The 16,379-nt window shown below is 73.0% G+C and carries 14 protein-coding genes; 7 read left to right on the top strand and 7 right to left on the bottom strand.

The window, feature by feature from the left end:
* Nucleotides 1–41 precede the first annotated feature (41 nt).
* Both ACIRVF_RS03910 and ACIRVF_RS03905 read left to right on the top strand, forming a co-directional pair.
* Nucleotides 42–281, top strand: coding sequence for a hypothetical protein (locus tag ACIRVF_RS03910; RefSeq protein WP_402813262.1), 240 nt, complete (start codon nucleotides 42–44; stop codon nucleotides 279–281).
* A complete protein-coding gene (locus ACIRVF_RS03905; RefSeq protein ID WP_402813259.1) occupies nucleotides 278–3,076 on the top strand; it encodes a hypothetical protein in 2,799 nt (932 codons plus the stop codon). The genes ACIRVF_RS03910 and ACIRVF_RS03905 overlap by 4 nt, the downstream gene beginning before the upstream one ends.
* 480 nt (nucleotides 3,077–3,556) lie before the next feature.
* Here the strand turns inward: ACIRVF_RS03905 and aspA are convergent, their stop codons facing one another.
* The 5 genes from aspA to ACIRVF_RS03880 all read right to left on the bottom strand — a co-directional run bounded on the left by aspA (nucleotide 3,557) and on the right by ACIRVF_RS03880 (nucleotide 9,177).
* Complete coding sequence (gene aspA, locus ACIRVF_RS03900) at nucleotides 3,557–4,966, bottom strand: aspartate ammonia-lyase (protein ID WP_402813257.1); 1,410 nt, start codon at nucleotides 4,964–4,966, stop codon at nucleotides 3,557–3,559.
* 56 nt (nucleotides 4,967–5,022) lie between these two features.
* Nucleotides 5,023–6,063 (bottom strand): asparaginase, encoded by a 1,041-nt coding sequence (locus ACIRVF_RS03895; RefSeq protein ID WP_402813254.1) that lies wholly within the window; start codon nucleotides 6,061–6,063, stop codon nucleotides 5,023–5,025.
* A gap of 107 nt (nucleotides 6,064–6,170) precedes the next feature.
* Nucleotides 6,171–7,625: an amino acid permease gene (locus ACIRVF_RS03890; RefSeq protein WP_402813251.1), complete on the bottom strand. Its 1,455-nt coding sequence runs from the start codon at nucleotides 7,623–7,625 to the stop codon at nucleotides 6,171–6,173.
* Nucleotides 7,622–8,302, bottom strand: a complete 681-nt coding sequence (locus ACIRVF_RS03885) for a FadR/GntR family transcriptional regulator (protein ID WP_402814591.1) — start codon at nucleotides 8,300–8,302, stop codon at nucleotides 7,622–7,624. The genes ACIRVF_RS03890 and ACIRVF_RS03885 overlap by 4 nt, the downstream gene beginning before the upstream one ends.
* A gap of 86 nt (nucleotides 8,303–8,388) precedes the next feature.
* Nucleotides 8,389–9,177, bottom strand: coding sequence for a gamma-glutamyl-gamma-aminobutyrate hydrolase family protein (locus ACIRVF_RS03880; RefSeq protein ID WP_402813248.1), 789 nt, complete (start codon nucleotides 9,175–9,177; stop codon nucleotides 8,389–8,391).
* Nucleotides 9,178–9,464: 287 nt separating this feature from the next.
* Between ACIRVF_RS03880 and ACIRVF_RS03875 the strand changes: the two genes are divergently transcribed.
* Nucleotides 9,465–10,373 (top strand): LysR family transcriptional regulator, encoded by a 909-nt coding sequence (locus ACIRVF_RS03875; RefSeq protein WP_402813245.1) that lies wholly within the window; start codon nucleotides 9,465–9,467, stop codon nucleotides 10,371–10,373.
* Nucleotides 10,374–10,488: 115 nt separating this feature from the next.
* On the opposite strand, the gene ACIRVF_RS03870 is transcribed toward ACIRVF_RS03875, so the two are convergent.
* The gene (locus ACIRVF_RS03870; protein ID WP_402813242.1) at nucleotides 10,489–11,751 is read right to left on the bottom strand and encodes a hypothetical protein; all 1,263 of its coding nucleotides are present in this window, start codon (nucleotides 11,749–11,751) and stop codon (nucleotides 10,489–10,491) included.
* A 423-nt stretch (nucleotides 11,752–12,174) separates the two neighbouring features.
* Between ACIRVF_RS03870 and ACIRVF_RS03865 the strand changes: the two genes are divergently transcribed.
* Both ACIRVF_RS03865 and ACIRVF_RS03860 read left to right on the top strand, forming a co-directional pair.
* Complete coding sequence (locus tag ACIRVF_RS03865) at nucleotides 12,175–12,909, top strand: L,D-transpeptidase family protein (protein WP_402813239.1); 735 nt, start codon at nucleotides 12,175–12,177, stop codon at nucleotides 12,907–12,909.
* A 543-nt stretch (nucleotides 12,910–13,452) separates the two neighbouring features.
* On the top strand, nucleotides 13,453–13,839 hold the full coding sequence (locus ACIRVF_RS03860; RefSeq protein WP_402813237.1) for a hypothetical protein: 387 nt from the start codon (nucleotides 13,453–13,455) through the stop codon (nucleotides 13,837–13,839).
* A gap of 68 nt (nucleotides 13,840–13,907) precedes the next feature.
* Here ACIRVF_RS03860 and ACIRVF_RS03855 read toward each other — a convergent pair whose 3' ends face one another.
* Complete coding sequence (locus ACIRVF_RS03855; RefSeq protein WP_402813234.1) at nucleotides 13,908–14,846, bottom strand: LysR substrate-binding domain-containing protein; 939 nt, start codon at nucleotides 14,844–14,846, stop codon at nucleotides 13,908–13,910.
* 134 nt (nucleotides 14,847–14,980) lie between these two features.
* On the opposite strand from ACIRVF_RS03855, the gene ACIRVF_RS03850 reads away from it, so the two are divergent.
* Both ACIRVF_RS03850 and ACIRVF_RS03845 read left to right on the top strand, forming a co-directional pair.
* Entirely contained in the window at nucleotides 14,981–15,706 is a 726-nt protein-coding gene (locus ACIRVF_RS03850; protein ID WP_402813232.1) for an SDR family oxidoreductase, read from the top strand.
* A 59-nt stretch (nucleotides 15,707–15,765) separates the two neighbouring features.
* A complete protein-coding gene (locus ACIRVF_RS03845; RefSeq protein ID WP_402813230.1) occupies nucleotides 15,766–16,377 on the top strand; it encodes an ester cyclase in 612 nt (203 codons plus the stop codon).
* Nucleotides 16,378–16,379: the final 2 nt, after the last annotated feature.

The raw sequence follows: 16,379 nt of genomic DNA, 5'->3' as shown, positions 1-16,379 counted from the left end.
GGCCGGGATGCGACGGGGATCCGACCGGGGGAGGAATGGCGATGCTCGGCTTCGTCGTGCGCAGGTTGCGTGGGCGACTGCCGCCGACTGCTGCTGTGCCCTTCGTCGTCCTCGTCCCCGCCGCCCGCCCACCCATGCCCGAAGCACTGATCGAGCCACCCACCGGCCAGGCACTGCTGTTCGCGGCCGCGATCGCCCTCGCCCCACTGCTGTCCGCCTTCCTCATCGGACGCCGCCGTCCAGATGTGGCCAACCGGCTGCGCCACGTGGAGGAGATGTGACCACCCAGGCCCCCGCTGAGCACACCCACCGGCCCGCGCCCTGGGTCCGCACCCGGCTGCGGGCCGGCCCGCTGGCCGCGGTGCTGATGGCGGCGCTCGCCTTCGTCACCGTCTTCCTCGCCGCGGCCTTCCCCCGCATCTCGGACCGCGGCGCGGACGCGGCGCTCCAGGACTTCGTCCGCCAGAAGGGCCTCAACCCGACCAGCCTGCAGACCACTTCCAAGGTCATCGACGGCGACGCGGCGTCCGAACTCGACCGGGTGCAGCAGACCCTGGTCCGGTCGGTCGGCCGGGAACTGACTCTGGCTCCGTCGGGCCGGGCCTACGGTGCCCGCGCCCTGGTCGACCGCGGCATGGGCAATCCCGAGTACGTCCGGATCGCGGAGAAGAGGACCGATCCGGTCCTCGGCCTGCTCTACCTGCACGACCTGTCCGCCCGGGCCACCCTCACCGACGGCACCTGGCCGACCCCCGGCACCGTCGGCGGTCCGCTGCCGATCGTGATCAGCAAGCAGGCCGCCGAGACCATCCACATCGAGCTCGGCGACGTCATCGACAACGGCGTCGATGGCTCGGGCGCCCAGCGGAGCACCGTGGTGGTCGGCCTCTACCGGATCAACGACCCCCAGGACCCGTTCTGGGAAAACCTCGGCTGCCCGGCCCGCGCCTGCCTGCGGACCGACCCCGAGCACGAACACTGGATGACCAGCGGATTCGTCGACGGCAACAGCCTGGCGGCGCTGGCCCGTTGGGGCTCGAACGGCGAGAACTTCTGGCGGCTGCCCGTCGATCCCGCCTCGCTGCGGGCCGACCGGCTCGACCGCACCCGCGACACCCTCAGGTCCTTCCTCACCGGACCCGCCGCAACCGCTTTGGCGGGCGCCGCCGGGCGCCACGACCTGCACACCGTCTCCGGGCTGCCGGAGATCCTGACCCGGGCGGACGAGCGCTACCGGGCCGCGCTGCCGCTGAGCACGATCGGCCCCGCCGGAGTCGCGGGCGTGGCCACCGTGGTGCTGTGCCTGGCCGCCGCCCTGACCACCGACCGGCGCACCGCCGAGATCCAGTTGCTGCGCGCCCGTGGCGGCTCCCGAACCGGCGTGCTGCTGCGGCTGACCGGCGAGGGTGCGGCCACGATCCTGCCCGCCGCCGTCCTCGCCACCGCCCTGGCCCTGACGCTGCTGCCCACCCACCGGTGGGGCCAAGCGGTGCTGGCGGCGCTGGCCGCGACCCTGCTCGCCCTGCTGGCCTTCCCGGCCCGCGCCGCCCTGCTGTGGGTACGCCGTAGGACACCCGGCGGCGCCCGGCGGGTGATCGGCGAACTCACCGTGGCGGCCGCGACCGCCGCCGCTGTCGCGGAGGTCCGCCGCCGGGGCATCGGCCACCCCGGGGCCGCGGTCGACCCGCTGTTGGTGGCCGCGCCGTTGCTGCTCGCCGTGACCGGTGGGCTGCTGCTGGCGCGGATCGAGCCGGTGGCGGTCGGCTCGCTGGCCCGGCTCGCCGGACGCGGTCGCGGCCTGATCGGCTTCCTCGGCCTGGCCCGGGCCGCCCGTGACGGCTCGGGGCGCCGCAAACCCTCCGTGCTGCCGCTGCTCGCGCTGCTGATCGCCGTCACCACGACCGGTTTCGGCGCCACCGTGCTCGACACCGTCGACCACGTGCGCAGCCGCGCCGCGCGCATCGCCACCGGCGGGGACATCGGCGTCTCCCTCCCCGACTACGCCGCCCTTCCCGACTCCTTCACCAAGGCCGCTGCCGCACTGCCGGGCGTCCGCGCCTCGACCGGAGCGTGGGTCGAGAACAAGGCCCGCATCCTTGACGCCGACCAGGGCTACTCCGAGGCCTACCTGGTGATGGTGGCCGATCCCGCGGCATACGCGGAGATCGCCCGCACCCTGGGCGTCGGCGAGTTCGACCCGGCGAAGCTCGCCGCGGGCCCCGGCGGCCGCGACACCCCGGTGCCCGCGCTGATCAGCCCCGACCTGGCCCAGCGCCTGGCCTCCGGGTCGTCCCAGGTGCGCACCCCCAACGGCAACGACCTGCGCCTGACCGTCACCGGAACCGTCACCGCCACCGCCGCCCTGCCGGATCCGGGCAAGCCCTTCGTCGTGGTGGCCGCCGGCCCGGCGTGGGAGCGGCTGCCGGACGCCAAGCGGATCAACAAGTGGTTCGCCGTCGGCGACATCGACCCCGAAGGAGTAAGAACGTCGCTTCGGGACAATGTCGGCGCCGGGCCGGTCGGTCTGGCAAAGCTGGTTGCGGACGGCGCCGCAGCCGTCGGTGGAACCACCCATGGCCTGCCGGCGGGTTACACGGTGCACAGCAGCGGGGAGAACGCGGCGGCGCTGGCGGACGACCCGTTGCAGCACGCCGCGGGCCGGCTGTTCTGGTACGCGGCCGCCGCCGGTGCCGGGTTCGCCCTGCTCGCCGTCCTGCTGACCCTCCTGCGCGCGGCACCCGAACGCACCGCCGTCCTGGCCCGGCTGCGCACCATGGGCCTGCGCCCCCGCCAGGGCCTGGCACTGATCACGACCGAAGCCCTGCCCCAGGCCCTCACCGCCGTCCTCGGCGGCGGCCTGACCGCCCTGGCGGCCGTCGCCCTGCTCGGCGCGGCCTTCGACATCTCCACTCTCGTCGGCGCCAGGGTCGGCGACGTCATCACCCCCGCACTGATGCCCGTCCTGCTGCCCACCGCGGGTCTGGCGCTGCTCGTCGCCCTCGCCGTGGCCGCCGAGACCCTGATCGCCGGCCGCCGCCAGATCGCCACCGAACTACGGGCCGGAGAACAGCCATGACACCCCGAACAGCACCCCAGGCCGCAACCGGAGAAAGCGTCGAGACAGGAGAGCAGCGGTGAAGAGCACGTCCCAGGAGCGGCCGGTGGTGCAGACCACCGGTCGGAGCGGGTCGAGACGGGCGACCGGCCGGGCCGCTTCAGCTACGGCGTCCAGCGTGGCCGTGGTCTTCCGGCCCGGTGCCGTGGCCGCCTTCGACCGGCCCACAACGGAGGCGGCGACATGGAGAAGGACCACTGGTGCGGTCAACTCCCAGGTCGGCCGGACCCGCTGAGGGCCGGGACTCCCCGGTGAGGCCCATTCGGGCGGGCGTGCGGGAGCCCCCGTCACCGACGGGGGCTCCGGTTCAGGGGAAGGGGAACGCGACCTCGCCGGGGGCGTCGAGGCGGTCCACGGGGGCGCGCAGGCCGCTGCGGGTACCCCGGCGCCGCGGCTGCTGCCCGCGCGGACCGCTTGAGCAGCCCCGCGCCCGACCTTCCGTCAGAGCACGGGCGCGCCGGTCCCCGCGATCACCTCGGGCCGCAACAGCGCGGCGAGCCGCTCCGCCGGCAACAGGCCCTTCTCCAGCACCAGTTCGGCCACCCCGCGGCCGCTGGCGAGGGCCTCCTTGGCGATGTCGGTGGCGGCCGTGTACCCGATGTGCGGGTTCAGCGCGGTCACCAGGCCGATGGAGTTCTCGACGGTCGCGCGCAGCACCTCGGTGTTGGCGGTGATGCCGACGACGCAGCGCTCGGCGAGGGTGAGGCAGGCGGCGCGCAGATGGGTGATCGACTCCGACAGCGAGTGCAGGATGATCGGCTCGAAGGCGTTGAGCTGGAGCTGGCCCGCCTCGGCGGCCATGGTGATCGCGACGTCGTTGCCGATCACCTCGAAGGCGACCTGGTTGACGACCTCGGGGATCACCGGGTTGACCTTCCCGGGCATGATGCTCGAACCGGCCTGCACCGGCGGCAGGTTGATCTCGCCGAGGCCCGCGCGCGGCCCGGAGGACAGCAGGCGCAGGTCGTTGCAGCTCTTCGACAGCTTGACGGCGATGCGCTTGAGCACGCCGGACATCTGGACGAACGCGCCGCAGTCCTGGGTGGCCTCGACCAGGTTGGCGGCGGTGACCAGGGGCAGCCCGCAGATGTCCGCCAGGTGCCGGCGGGCGGCTTCGGCGTATCCGGCCGGAGCGTTGAGGCCGGTGCCGATCGCGGTCGCGCCCAGGTTGATCTCGTGGATCAGCTCGACGGCCTCGGCGAGCCGGCTGCGGTCCTCGTCCAGCATGACCGCGAAGGTCGAGAACTCCTGCCCGAGCGTCATCGGCACGGCGTCCTGCAACTGGGTGCGGCCCATCTTGAGCACGTCGCGGAACTCGGTGGACTTGCGGGCGAAGGCGTCCTGGAGGACGGCCATCGCGTCGAGCAGGCCGCGGACGGCGTAGACGGTCGCGATCCGGACGGCGGTCGGGTAGACGTCGTTGGTGGACTGGCCGAGGTTGACGTCCTCGTTGGGGTGCAGGTTCCGGTACTCGCCCTTGGCGTGCCCCAGCAGTTCCAGCGCCCGGTTGGCGATGACCTCGTTGGCGTTCATGTTGGTGGACGTGCCGGCGCCGCCCTGGATGACGTCGACGACGAACTGGTCGTGCAGCTTTCCGGCGCGGATCTCCTGGCAGGCGGCGACGATCGCGGCGGCCTTCCGGGGCTCCAGCAGGCCGAGTTCCTCGTTGGCGAGGGCGGCGGCCTCCTTGACGGCGGCGAGCGCTTCGATCAGGTGCGGATAGGTGGAGATGGGCGTCCCCGTGATGGGGAAGTTCTCGGTGGCGCGCAGGGTGTGAACGCCCCAGTAGACATCGGCGGGGACGTCGCGGTCTCCGAGCAGGTCGTGCTCGCTCCGGGTGGCGGTCGTCATGGTGTGCGGGTCCTCTTCCTGGTCCTGAGGTCGGGTGGTGACGGGGTCGGGGTCGCTCACGCGGAGTGGGCGCAGGCCCGCGGCGCCGGTGCCGGCACGGGTGCGTCGACCAGCGCCGGCACCGGCCGTACGCTGCCCACGCGTCGGCCGCCGCCGGCCGTCGCCTCGCCGGCGCAGTCCACCAGCAGGCGCGGATCGACGCCCGCCAGCGCCAGAGCGGCCGCCGCCACCGGGATCCGGGCCCGGTTCGCCCCGTCCGCGATCTTCACCGCGACGGCGCGGCCGTCCGGCAGCGCGGCGATCTGCACGCCCTCGAAACCGTCCTTGGCGATCAGCCCGGGCACCGCGCGCATCAGCGCGGCCGTGTCCCGTCCGGTCCCGGAGGCCATCTCCGGGTGGCCGCGCAGCGCGTCCGCGACCCGGAACTCGGCGGTGCCCGGCAGCCCCCCGGCGATGCGGGCGGCGGCGCGGGCGAGTCCGTGCAGCGAGACGGCGAACAGCGGGGTGCCGCAGCCGTCGATGCTGACGTGCGCGGTGCGCTGGCCGGTGAGCTCCTCGACGACCTCGGCGATCACCGTCTGGAGCGGGTGCGCTGGGTCGAGGTACGTCCGCAGGGGCCAACCGTTGAGCCTGCAGAGGTAGAGCATCGCGGCGTGCTTGCCGGAGCAGTTCTGGGCAAGGCGGGAGGGCGGGCGGCCGTCCCGCACCCAGGTGTCCCGCACGGCGGGGTCGTACGGGAGGTCGGGGACGTTGCGCAGGTCGTCCTCGCCGAGACCGGCCAGTTCGAGGATCCGTCGGGTGCCCGCGAGGTGGCGTTCCTCGCCGGAGTGGCTGCCCATCGCGAGGGAGAGGAGTTCGCCGTCCAGCGGCAGCCCGGCCCGCACCATGGCGACGGCCTGGAGCGGCTTGAGGGCGGATCGCGGGTAGCAGGCGACCTCGATGTCGCCGAGGTGGAACCGGACTTCGCCGTCTGTGTCGAGGACGACGACGGAGCCGTGGTGGACTCCCTCGATCATGCCGCCGCGGGTGACGTGGGCGACGGGGACGTACCGGGGCTCGCGGACCGCGGGTGCGGGCGCGGGGGTGGTTCTGTGCATCACTGCCTCGCTCGGTGGTGGATCACTTGCCGGTCCGTCGGCCGGTCGGGCGGCGGCCCTCGACAACCGAGGGGTGGGTTCCCCGCCCCGAAGGCCGCCGCCCGGGGTCAGCCGTCGGACCGGGCGCCGTCGGTCGGGGCGCCGTCGCGGGCGCGGCGGCCGCGGATCGCGTACCAGCCGGCCATCAGCGCGGCGGCGATCAGCGGTACGCAGAGAACGGTGGTGCGTCCGGCACCGCCGTCGGCGTACATCAGGACCAGGACGGTGGCGAGGAAGACCAGCGTCACGATCTCGGTCCAGGGCGAGCCCGGCAGCCGGTAGGCGGGGCGGGTCAGTTCACCGGCTCGGGTCTTCCGCCAGAAGAAGAGGTGGCAGATCATGATCATGCCCCAGGTGGCGAGGATGCCGATCGCCGCGAGGTTGAGCACGATCTCGAACGCGTCCGCGGGCACCACGTAGTTGAGGACCACGCCGAGGACGCACATGCCGCTGGTGAGCAGGATGCCGCCGTAGGGCACCTGACTGCGGCTCATCCGGGCGGTGAAGCGCGGGGCGGAGCCGTTGACGGCCATCGAGCGCAGGATGCGGCCGGTGGAGTAGAGGCCGGAGTTGAGCGAGGACATCGCCGCGGTGAGGACCACCAGGTTCATCACGCTGCCCGCGGCCGGCACCCCGATGTGGGACAGCACGGTCACGAAGGGGCTCTGGCCGGAGGTGTACCTGTTCCACGGCAGCAGCATCGACAGCAGGAGCACCGAACCGACGTAGAACAGGCCCACCCGCCACATGATCGAGTTGATCGCCTTCGGCATGATCTTCTCGGGGTTCTCGGTCTCCCCGGCCGTGACGCCGACCAGTTCGACGGAGGCGTAGGCGAACACGACGCCCTGGATGATCAGCAGCATCGGCAGCAGACCGTTGGGGAAGATGCCACCGTTGTCGGTGATCAGGGAGGGGCCTGGGGTGACGCCGTCCACCGGGTGCTGGGTGACCAGGAGGACGATCGCGATGCCCATGAAGACGACCAGCGCGCTGACCTTCACGATGGCGAACCAGAACTCCAGTTCGCCGAAGATCCGCACCGATATGAGGTTCACGGTGAGGACCAGCGCCAGGGCTACGAGCGCGATCACCCACTGCGGGACGTCGGAGAACAGGTGCCAGTAGTGGGCGTAGGTGGCCACCGCGGTGATGTCGGCGATACCGGTGGTCGCCCAGTTGAGGAAGTACATCCAGCCCGCGGTGTACGCCCCCTTCTCCCCCAGGAACTCCCGGGCGTAGGAGACGAAGGCGCCGGAGGACGGCCGGTAGAGGACGAGTTCGCCGAGCGCTCTCACGACGAGGAACGCGAACACGCCGCACACCGCGTAGGCGACGAACAGGGAGGGCCCGGCATCGGCGAGGCGGCCGCCGGCGCCGAGGAACAGGCCGGTGCCGATGGCACCGCCGATGGCGATCATGTTGACGTGCCGGGGTTTCAAGGACTTGCTGTAGCCGGTGTCCCCGGCGTCGACGTGACGGGTGGAGGGGCGCTTCTCGTCTTTGAGGAACTGCTCGCTCACGCCTCGGGTCTGCCTTCTGTTGGGGGGATGTCCGTGCGCCGGGGGCGCACGATGTCGGTGAGGGTCGCCTCGACGCGGTGCAGGTGGTGGGACATGGCCTCCACCGCGTCCGGCTCGGACCCGTCGATCAGTGCTTCGACGATCGCCCGGTGCTCGCAGTTGGACTGCTCGCGTCGATCGCCGAGCTCGTTGAGGAAGGCCGACTGACGCGCCAGTGCGTCCCGGATCTCCTCGATGACCCGGCGGAAGACCGGGTTGCGGGAGGCCTCGGCCACCGCCAGGTGGAAGACGGTGTCCAGGGCGACCCAGGCCGTGGTGTCGGTCTCCCGCTCCATCCGGTCGAGCAGGTGGGTCAGCTGGTCCAGGTCCTCCGGGGTGCGGCGCAGCGCCGCGTACCCGGCGACCGGGATCTCGACGTGGCGGCGCACCTCCAGGAGGTCGCTGGCGGCGTAGTCGCCGAAGGTGGGGTCCTCGACCGTGTTCGCCACGACGAAGGTGCCCCTGCCGGTCTTCGAGACGGTCAGTCCCATGGTCTGCAGGGCCCTGAGCGCCTCCCGCAGTACCGGCCGGCTGACCTCCAGGGTCCGGCACAGCTCCGCTTCGGAGGGGAGCTTGTCCCCCACCACGTACTCGCCGCGCTCGATGGCGCCGCGGAGGTGGCCGAACACCGCTTCCATGGCGCTCACGCGCCTGGGCACTGGACTGACTGTCTTGCTGTCTGACAGGTTCACGGGGCGATCCTGGGGGATCCCGCACGGTGGTGTCAAGGCCTCTGCGTCGCCGCGACGACTCCGCTCGGCTGCCGCACCGTTCGCGGCTCCTGACCGGAGGCGGGAACCACCGCGCCGCTGTCGTCCGGCCTGGCCGCGGCCACCAGGGCGTGCACCACGGCCGGCTCGAAGGCCGCCTCCGGATGCCACTGGACGCCCATGGCGAAGCGGTGCCGGGTGCTCTCGATCGCCTCGACGGTCCCGTCCGCCGCACGGGCGGAGACCACCAGGCCGGCCCCGAGGGAGTCCACCGCCTGGTGGTGGTGGGTGGCGACCCGGCTGGTGCCCGGAAGGAGCGCGCCGAGCCGGGTTCCGGGCACCGTGGTGACCGGATGGGGGGCGAACTGGCCCCCGTACGGGTTGTGGCCGTGGTGCCCCACCTTCTCGGGCAGGTGCTGGACGAGGGTGCCGCCCGCGTGCACGTTCATCAGCTGCATCCCCCGGCAGATCCCGAGCACCGGCATGTCACGTGCGAGAGCGGCGGCCAGCACGGCCCGCTCCCACCGGTCGCGTTCGCGCACCGGCGGCAAGGTGCACAGGTGCGGCTGGGCCCCGTAGAGCGCGGGATCCAGGTCCTCGCCACTGGTCAGGACGATGGCGTCCAGCTTCGCGACGACGTCGGCCGCGGCCTCCGGCGCGTCCGGGGGCAGCAGGACGGCGTGGCCGCCCGCGGCCTGGAGGCAGCTGGTGTACGCCGCGGGCAGCAGCGCGGCGGGCAACGCCCACTCGCCCCACCGGGCGTCGGTGAGGTAGGTGGTGAGTCCGATGAGTGGCTTGCGCATACCACGTCCTTCCAGGGCTGGGGCCGATCGTCGACGGCCGTCTCCTCCACGGCCCACCCGCCCGGCGCACGTGTGCGGCGGGCGGACTGCGGAGGAGGGGGTGCACGGCACGGCGGCGCACGGAGGCGCGCCCGCGGTGGCGAGCGATCGGACGCAGGACGGAGCGATCGGCCACGGAGCGGGGGGCGGAGGCTTGCGCATCCGGGCCGCAAGCAAGAATCCTGCTGCCGTTCATCCTTAAGCACAAGAAAAGACGTCTTCGCGACAGATAAGTGAGCCTTAACACGATGCAGAGACTGGACCCCCGTCTGCTCGCCACCCTGGAGGCCGTGGTCCGCCACCGTTCCTTCACCGCCGCCGCCCGCGAGCTGGGCTACAGCGCGCCCGCCGTCTCGCAGCAGATCGCCGAACTCGAACGCCGGGCGGGTCTCCGGGTGTTGGAGCGCCGGCCGGTGCGTCCCACCCCGGCCGGCCAGGTCCTGCTCGACGCCGAACAGGGAGTCAGGATCGCCCTGGCGGCGGCGTCCGTGGAACTCGACGCCATGCGCGCCGGCACCGCCGGACGGATCCGGCTCGGTGCCTTCGCCTCCGCCGCCGCCGGCATCGTCCCGAAGGCGCTGGCGCAGCTGCACACGGCGTACCCCGACGTGCAGGTCAGCCTCTCCCAGCTGGAGCCCGAAGCCGGCTACGCCCGCCTCAAGCGGGGAGACATGGACCTGGCCCTCAGCTACGACTACGACTTCATACCCCTGCCGCCGCCCCGCACGCTGCGCCGGACGCTCGTCGCGCGGGATCCGGTCGTGGCGGTGGTCCCGGCCGGCCACCACCTCGCCGACCGGGACGTCATCGACCTGGCCAGCCTCGCGTCCGAGACCTGGATCGCGGCCCCGGAGGCAGCGCTGCGCCTGGAACTGCTCGCCCAGATCGCCAAGACGCCGGGCTTCCAGGCGCGGCTGGCGTACGAGGGCGACGACTTCAACACCGTGCTGGGCTTCGTGGCTGCGGGCCTGTGCGTCGCCGTGATGCCGCAGCTCGCACTCCCCCGGGGCACCACCCAGGTCGTGGCCCGTCCGCTGGCCGACCCGGAACTGACGCGCTTCATCTACGCCGTCCGCATCGACACCCGGCACACCCCGCGCGCCCTGCTGGCCCTGGAGCAGATGCTCGCGGAGGAGGCGCTGGCCGCTCTCTCGTGAGGCGTGGCCGACGGCCCGGGGGCCACCACTCCCCCGCCCCGCACGCCGACTGCCGGGCCCAACTCCGTTACTTCGCAGCGCTGTTGGCAAGCCGCCCAGCGCTGTTCCGGCCCCGCTACTCCGGCTGGCCGCTCGGGTTCGCGGTGAGCCGCTCCCGCCATTCGGCCACGGCCGTCGGGGTGGTCGCGGCCAGTCGGGCGATCTCTTCGTCGTCCCGCCCGTCGGTCCAGGCGAGGACCCGGGTCAGGACGGTGTTGCGGACGCGGCGGAGTTCCTTGACCATCCCCTCCAGCCGCTCCAGCTCCTCGCCGGTGGCGGCGAGCGTCTCGTCGACCGCCGTCCGCTCCTCGGCGCGCTGCTGCCACAGGTAGGCGTTCAGCCCGGTGAGGACCACGCCGTCGTCCGCCGCGGCACCGCGGAAGGTGTCGGCGAGCTGGCTCAGCCCGCAGTCCGGGACGTCGGCGAGGCTCGCGCCCACGACCTTGGCCGCCTCCCAACTGGCGCGCCCGGCCTCGCTGGTCCGGAACCAGGTCCCGGCTTCGACCGGCGTACGGTCGCCGCAAGCGGCCGCACGGTAGGCGTACAGCGCCGCGCGGTGGCCGTAGAACGTGTAGCCCTCCTCGATCCGGACGTTCGCCGGAGCGCACATCCGCCCCGGTACGCCGCCGTAACCGGATTCGGGTTCGTAGGCGGCGTAGGCGTCCAGCTCCGCGTCGGTGGCCGTCGCCCAGGACGGATCGCACAACTCCGGGTTCCGGGCGAGGAAGTCCGCCACTTCGACGCGCGTTCCGCGGACCCGGCTCGTACGGGGTTCGGCCCAGGTCACCGCTCCCGCCGCGTCGGAGGTGCAGCGGCAGGCCTGTTCGAGGTCGGCCCAGGCCGTGGCGGCCTCTGCGGACCATTCCAGGTCGGAGGCCGGGCCCACCCGGTGCAGGGAGTCGACCACCCGCTGGACCGTGGGCAGTGTGCGCTGCGCGAGTGCGTGGAGTTCCTCGGCCGTGAAGAAGCGCCAGGTGGACGTGCCCTGGCCGTCGGTGGCGCGGTGGGTGAGCGGGACGACGAGGACGGCCGGCGAGGGGAGGGCCCCGTCTCCGGCCTCGCACCGGCGACGTCCCGGGAGCCCGGCGCCGGAGCCCTCCTCCCTCGTCCGCCAGTCGGTGTCCCCGAACCACACGGCGCCGGTGGCGACGTCGACGGCCAGCCACTGCTGGTAGCCGTTTCCCGGCCCGAAACGCTCCTGCCGGTGCTCGGCCTGGCGGTCGTGCCACACGTATTCCGCCGGTGGCGGGTTGAGTTGGACGGCGACGAACCCTTCCTGGGGGGTGTACCCGACGACGACGTGTGCGGTTGGGTTGTTGTGGTGTTCGGTCCCGGACATGCGGCTCCCCTCCGTGGCGGACCGTGGCTGACCCGCCACTGTGCGCACCGAGCCTGCCGTGCGAAAGCCTGTCCGATCAAATCCGATCAGTTGTGGACTTGTCCCCCAATGAGGGTCCGTATACGTCCTTCCGGCGGCCCGGCCGGAGCGCCCCCGGTCGCGAAACTCCGCTCGTCGACGATCCGGGAGAGGGACCGGCGGTCGAGGCTCCGCCCGCCGTCGACCGCGTCCTCGGCCCGGCGGTGTCGGTGCTGGCGCGACGGCCCGGGCCAGCCGATCATGGCCAGGCGTGGTCGGAGGACCCTGGCCGGGGAGACCGACCGGAGCACCACCCGATGGCTTGCGGCGGCGCACGTCCGCCCCCGCCCACCGCGCCCTGTCGCGCTTCGCCCGTGCCACCCCCACCCGAAGGGCCCCTCCCCCATGGCCGTCTCCCGGACACCCGCCGCCGACCGCCGCGGCTCGGCACTCCGTCGCGTCAGCGTGGTCCTCACGCTCGGTGTCGCCGCCACGCTGACCGGCGCGAGCCCCGCCCCGAGGGCCCGGGCCGATGACGACCCGTTCCCCGTACCGGTGAGAGCCGGCCAGGCCCACCAGGTGATCACGGTCAAGGCGGACGGCACGCGCGCTGTCGTGACCCTGTGGGCCCGGAAGGGCGGGCGCTGGAGCTCCCTCGACTCCACCACCGACGCGCGCATCGGGTCCGGCGGCGTGCACGACGGCCTCAGCCGCGTCCAGGGGACCGGGACCACGCCCACCGGCACGTACACCCTGACCCAGGCCTTCGGCATCTCCCCGGACCCGGGCACGAGGATGCCCTACCACCACGTCACCGCGCACGACTGGTGGGTCCAGGACCCCTCCTCCGCCTACTACAACCGCATGCGCACCGACACCGAGGGCGGCTTCCACCTCACCGATCAGGGCCCCCTCGGCAGCGAACACCTCATCAACTACCCGGTCCAGTACGAGAACGTCCTCGTCATCGACTTCAACACCTCACCCGTGGTGAAGGGCCGCGGCGCCGGCATCTTCCTCCACGACCTCGGTCCCGGAGCCGGCGCCACCGCCGGATGCGTCGCCGTCCCCGCCGACTTCATGGCCCGGACGATGCAGTGGGTCGACCCCGCGGACCACCCCGTGATCGCGATCGCCTAGGGCCGGACGGGCCATAGGGCCACTGCGATGGTGCGATCAGGCTGATCAGGTCCCCTCATTGCCGGAAATCATTCGAAGGCGGCGATTCGGCCGCCGTTCCGTACGGAACGCAATGTGCCCGGCAAGAACGGCGGTGCACGATGCCGTGCGCTTGCGGAGGTTCGTTTCCCCCCTCCACGGCTGTGCCCGAATGCTCTGGCTCCGGCAGATCCGCGGAAGGCACTCGGGCACGCGGCACGACGTCGACGGAAACGGGGTGCCGACGATCGATGGAACGGCAGAGCCCTGCTGCGAGAAGGGAAAAACCGGTCGGTGCCCGCCAGGAATTCGAGTGGCCGAGAGGCTGCTCCGGTAACTCCGGCCCCCCCTTTCGGGAAAGGGCTGACCCCTGCCTTCGGAGGGCAGGGCCCGAAGAAGGACGGAGCTCCGCGCCGCGGGCGGGCCGCGCCTGACCCGGCGCTCCCCGCGGCCACGGATAATGGCTCCGGACCGCCGGCCGCCCCGAGCCCGCGGCACCGAGCGATCAGAGAGGCGGAGGACGGGATGACCCTGGAGGAAGGACGGCGCGTCAGGCTGACGGCGGACCTCGGGATCGGCGAGGCCCTCAGCAGGGATCCCGGGGCCGGGACCGGGACCGTCGTCGGGTTCCTTTCGCTGGGAGCCGGGACCGAGGGCACCGTCGAGCGGGTGGACGGCGAACTCCCGGAGAGCGAGGAGGTCCGTGAGTACCAGCGGCTCAAGGCACTGTTCGACGACTACGGGCACACCATGCCGGAGGCCAGCCGGGAGCGCCTGGAGGCGCAGATCGCGGCGCTGGAACCGGAGTGGACCGCACACCGGGCCCGCGGGACCCGGGTGACGGTCCGCATCCGCCTGGACAACGGCCTCGTCCTCGACGGCGTGCACCAGGACGTGCTTGCCGCGGTGTGAGGGAGCGTCAGCCCGCCCTGTGAGCAGGGGAGGTAGCGCCGGGGGCTCCAGCCACCGGGCTCCGGAGCTCACCGGCTCTGGAGGCCCGGGCCCTCCCCGGCCGGGTTGATCCGGGCGCGCTGGGCGAGGAGTTCTGCGAAGGCCACCGTCAGCGGGTCGGGCCGGGTGCGGGTGTAGGCGGTGAGGGTGCGGCGGATCGGCGGGTCGGGGCGGAGCAGGAGCCCGTCGAAGTGCGGCGGGACGATGTCGGCGGGCACCAGGGCCGGGCCGAGACCGGCCGCGGCGAGCAGCGGTGCGGCGGAGGTCTGTTCGGCGCGGACCGCGGCCCGGGGGTGGAAGCCCGCGCGGGCACAGGCCTGGTCGAGCAGCTCGGCGAGGCCGTTGTCGGGGGCGTAGTGGACCCAGTCGCGGTCGGCGAGGGCGCCGAGTGCGACGGTTCCAGCGGTACTGCCCTCACCCGGACCGCGGTCGGTCAACGGGTCGTCGGCGGGCAGGACGACCGTGAACTCCTCGACGCCGAGCTCCCGGATCGGCCCCTCCCAGCCCGCCGGCGCGGGTCCGATGGCGAGGTCGGCCCGGCCCGCCGCCATGGCCTCCTGGAGCCGCTCGGCGTGCGCGTACTCGCGCAGCCGGATCCGCACGCCGGGGTGCCGGCGGTGCCAGGCCCGTAGCACCGGCGGCAGGATGCCGAGGCTGATCGAGTAGACGGCGGCGACCTCCAACTCGCCCTCCTCCAGCCCGGTGGCCCGCCGGGCCACCACCCGCAGCCGGTCGGCCTCGGCCAGCGCGGCACGGGCGTGCGGCAGCACCGCCCGGCCCGTCGGGGTGAGCCGCACCGAGCGCGGCAGGCGTTCCAGCAGTGGGCCGCCGAGCGCCGTCTCCAGGGCCCGGATCTGGTGGGACAACGCGGGCTGGGTGACGTGCAGCTGCTCGGCGGCGCGGGTGAACGAGCCGGTGTCGACCACGGCCGCCAGGTATTCGAGCTGTCGGAGCGTCGGTGTTGCCATGAAGGGATTTTATGGCAGCGGTAGAGGACATGCCTTGGACTCATCGCCCCAGGTCGGGAGAGGGTCGTGGTGCGGCCGCCACAGCGACGAGCGGGCGGCCGGATCCCGATGACCCCACTCGAAGGAGTACTCCCATGTCCGACGGCACACCTCTGCAGGAACAGCGACTGGTCGTGGTGGGTGCCGGTTCGCGTACCGGACGGGCCCTGGCCAAGGCGGCTTCGGCGGCCGGCGCCGCGGTGGTGCTGGCCGGTCCCGATCCGCGCAAGCTGGAGTGGACGGCCGGCGAGCTGACCGGGCCGTCCGAGGTGATCGCGCTCGACCTCGCCGACGAGCACTCGATCGCCGGATTCGCCCGGCAGGCCGGCCGGTTCGACCACCTGGTCTCGACCGCCGCGATGCCCGCCAACGGCCCGCTCAAGGACCTCGAACTCGCCCACGTCCAGCGGGCGTTCGCGGCCAAGGTGATCGGTCCGATGCTCCTGGCCAAGCACCTGGCGGGGCAGGTGTCCGAGCGCGGGTCGTTCACCTTCTTCTCCGGCGTGGCCGCCTGGCGCCCGGCGCCCGCCCGCACGGTGATGGCCACCACCAACGGCGCGCTGGCCTTCCTGGTACAGGCGCTGGCGGTGGAGATCGCCCCGGTCCGGGTGAACGCCGTCTCCCCCGGCATCGTCGACACCGGTTCCTGGGACGGCCTGGGCGCCGACAAGGAGGCGTTCCTGCGCGGGGTGGCCGAGCGCAACCCGGCGCGCCGCGTCGGCAGCCCGGAGGACCTGGTCAAGGCCGTGCTCTACGCCATCGACAACCCGTACGTCACCGGCACCGTGCTGCACGTCGACGGCGGCGGCCGGCTCGCCTGACCGGGCCCCTGGCCCGCCCCCTCGCCCCCCTGGCCACAACATCCGAGGAGCAACTCCCCATGTCCTGGCGCACCTTGACCCGCACCGCCGCCGTCGTCGCGACCGTGTCGGCCCTGGCGGCCGGCACCGCCGCCGCTGCCCCCGCCCACCACGACGGCGGCGCCGAGCCCCCGTCGCACTCCTGGCCGCAGCGTCTGCTCGACCGCTCGCCCGACCTGGTCCAGCCGAAGGCGCTCACCGTCGACCGCTCGATCGGTGCCCGGCGCGCGGCCCAGGAGGTCCGTCTGGCGCAGCAGTTGTACACCTTCTGGAACACCGGGCAGCAGCGCCACCTGGACGCGGCGATCAGCCCGCAGTTCCGGGACGACACCCTGCCGCCCGGCCGCCCCCAGGGCCCCGCCGGCCCGCTCGCCGCATCGAAGGCCTTCCGCACCGCCGTTCCGGACCTGACCTGCGAGCTGTCCGACCTGCTGGTCACCGGGGACAGGATCACCGCCCGGCTGGTCTTCCGCGGCCATTTCACCGGCACCTTCAACGGCACCCGGGGCACGGGCCGGGGCGTCGAGTTCAACGCCATCGACATCCAGCACGTCGGCACCGACCGGATCGTCGAGGACTGGCACATCGAGGACAACGAGACGCTGCTGACCCAGCTGGGCGTCCGCAGCTGACG

The sequence above is a fragment of the Kitasatospora sp. NPDC101157 genome, from assembly GCF_044768255.1.
Taxonomy (GTDB): domain Bacteria; phylum Actinomycetota; class Actinomycetes; order Streptomycetales; family Streptomycetaceae; genus Kitasatospora.
This window is presented reverse-complemented; position numbering and strand designations above follow the sequence as displayed.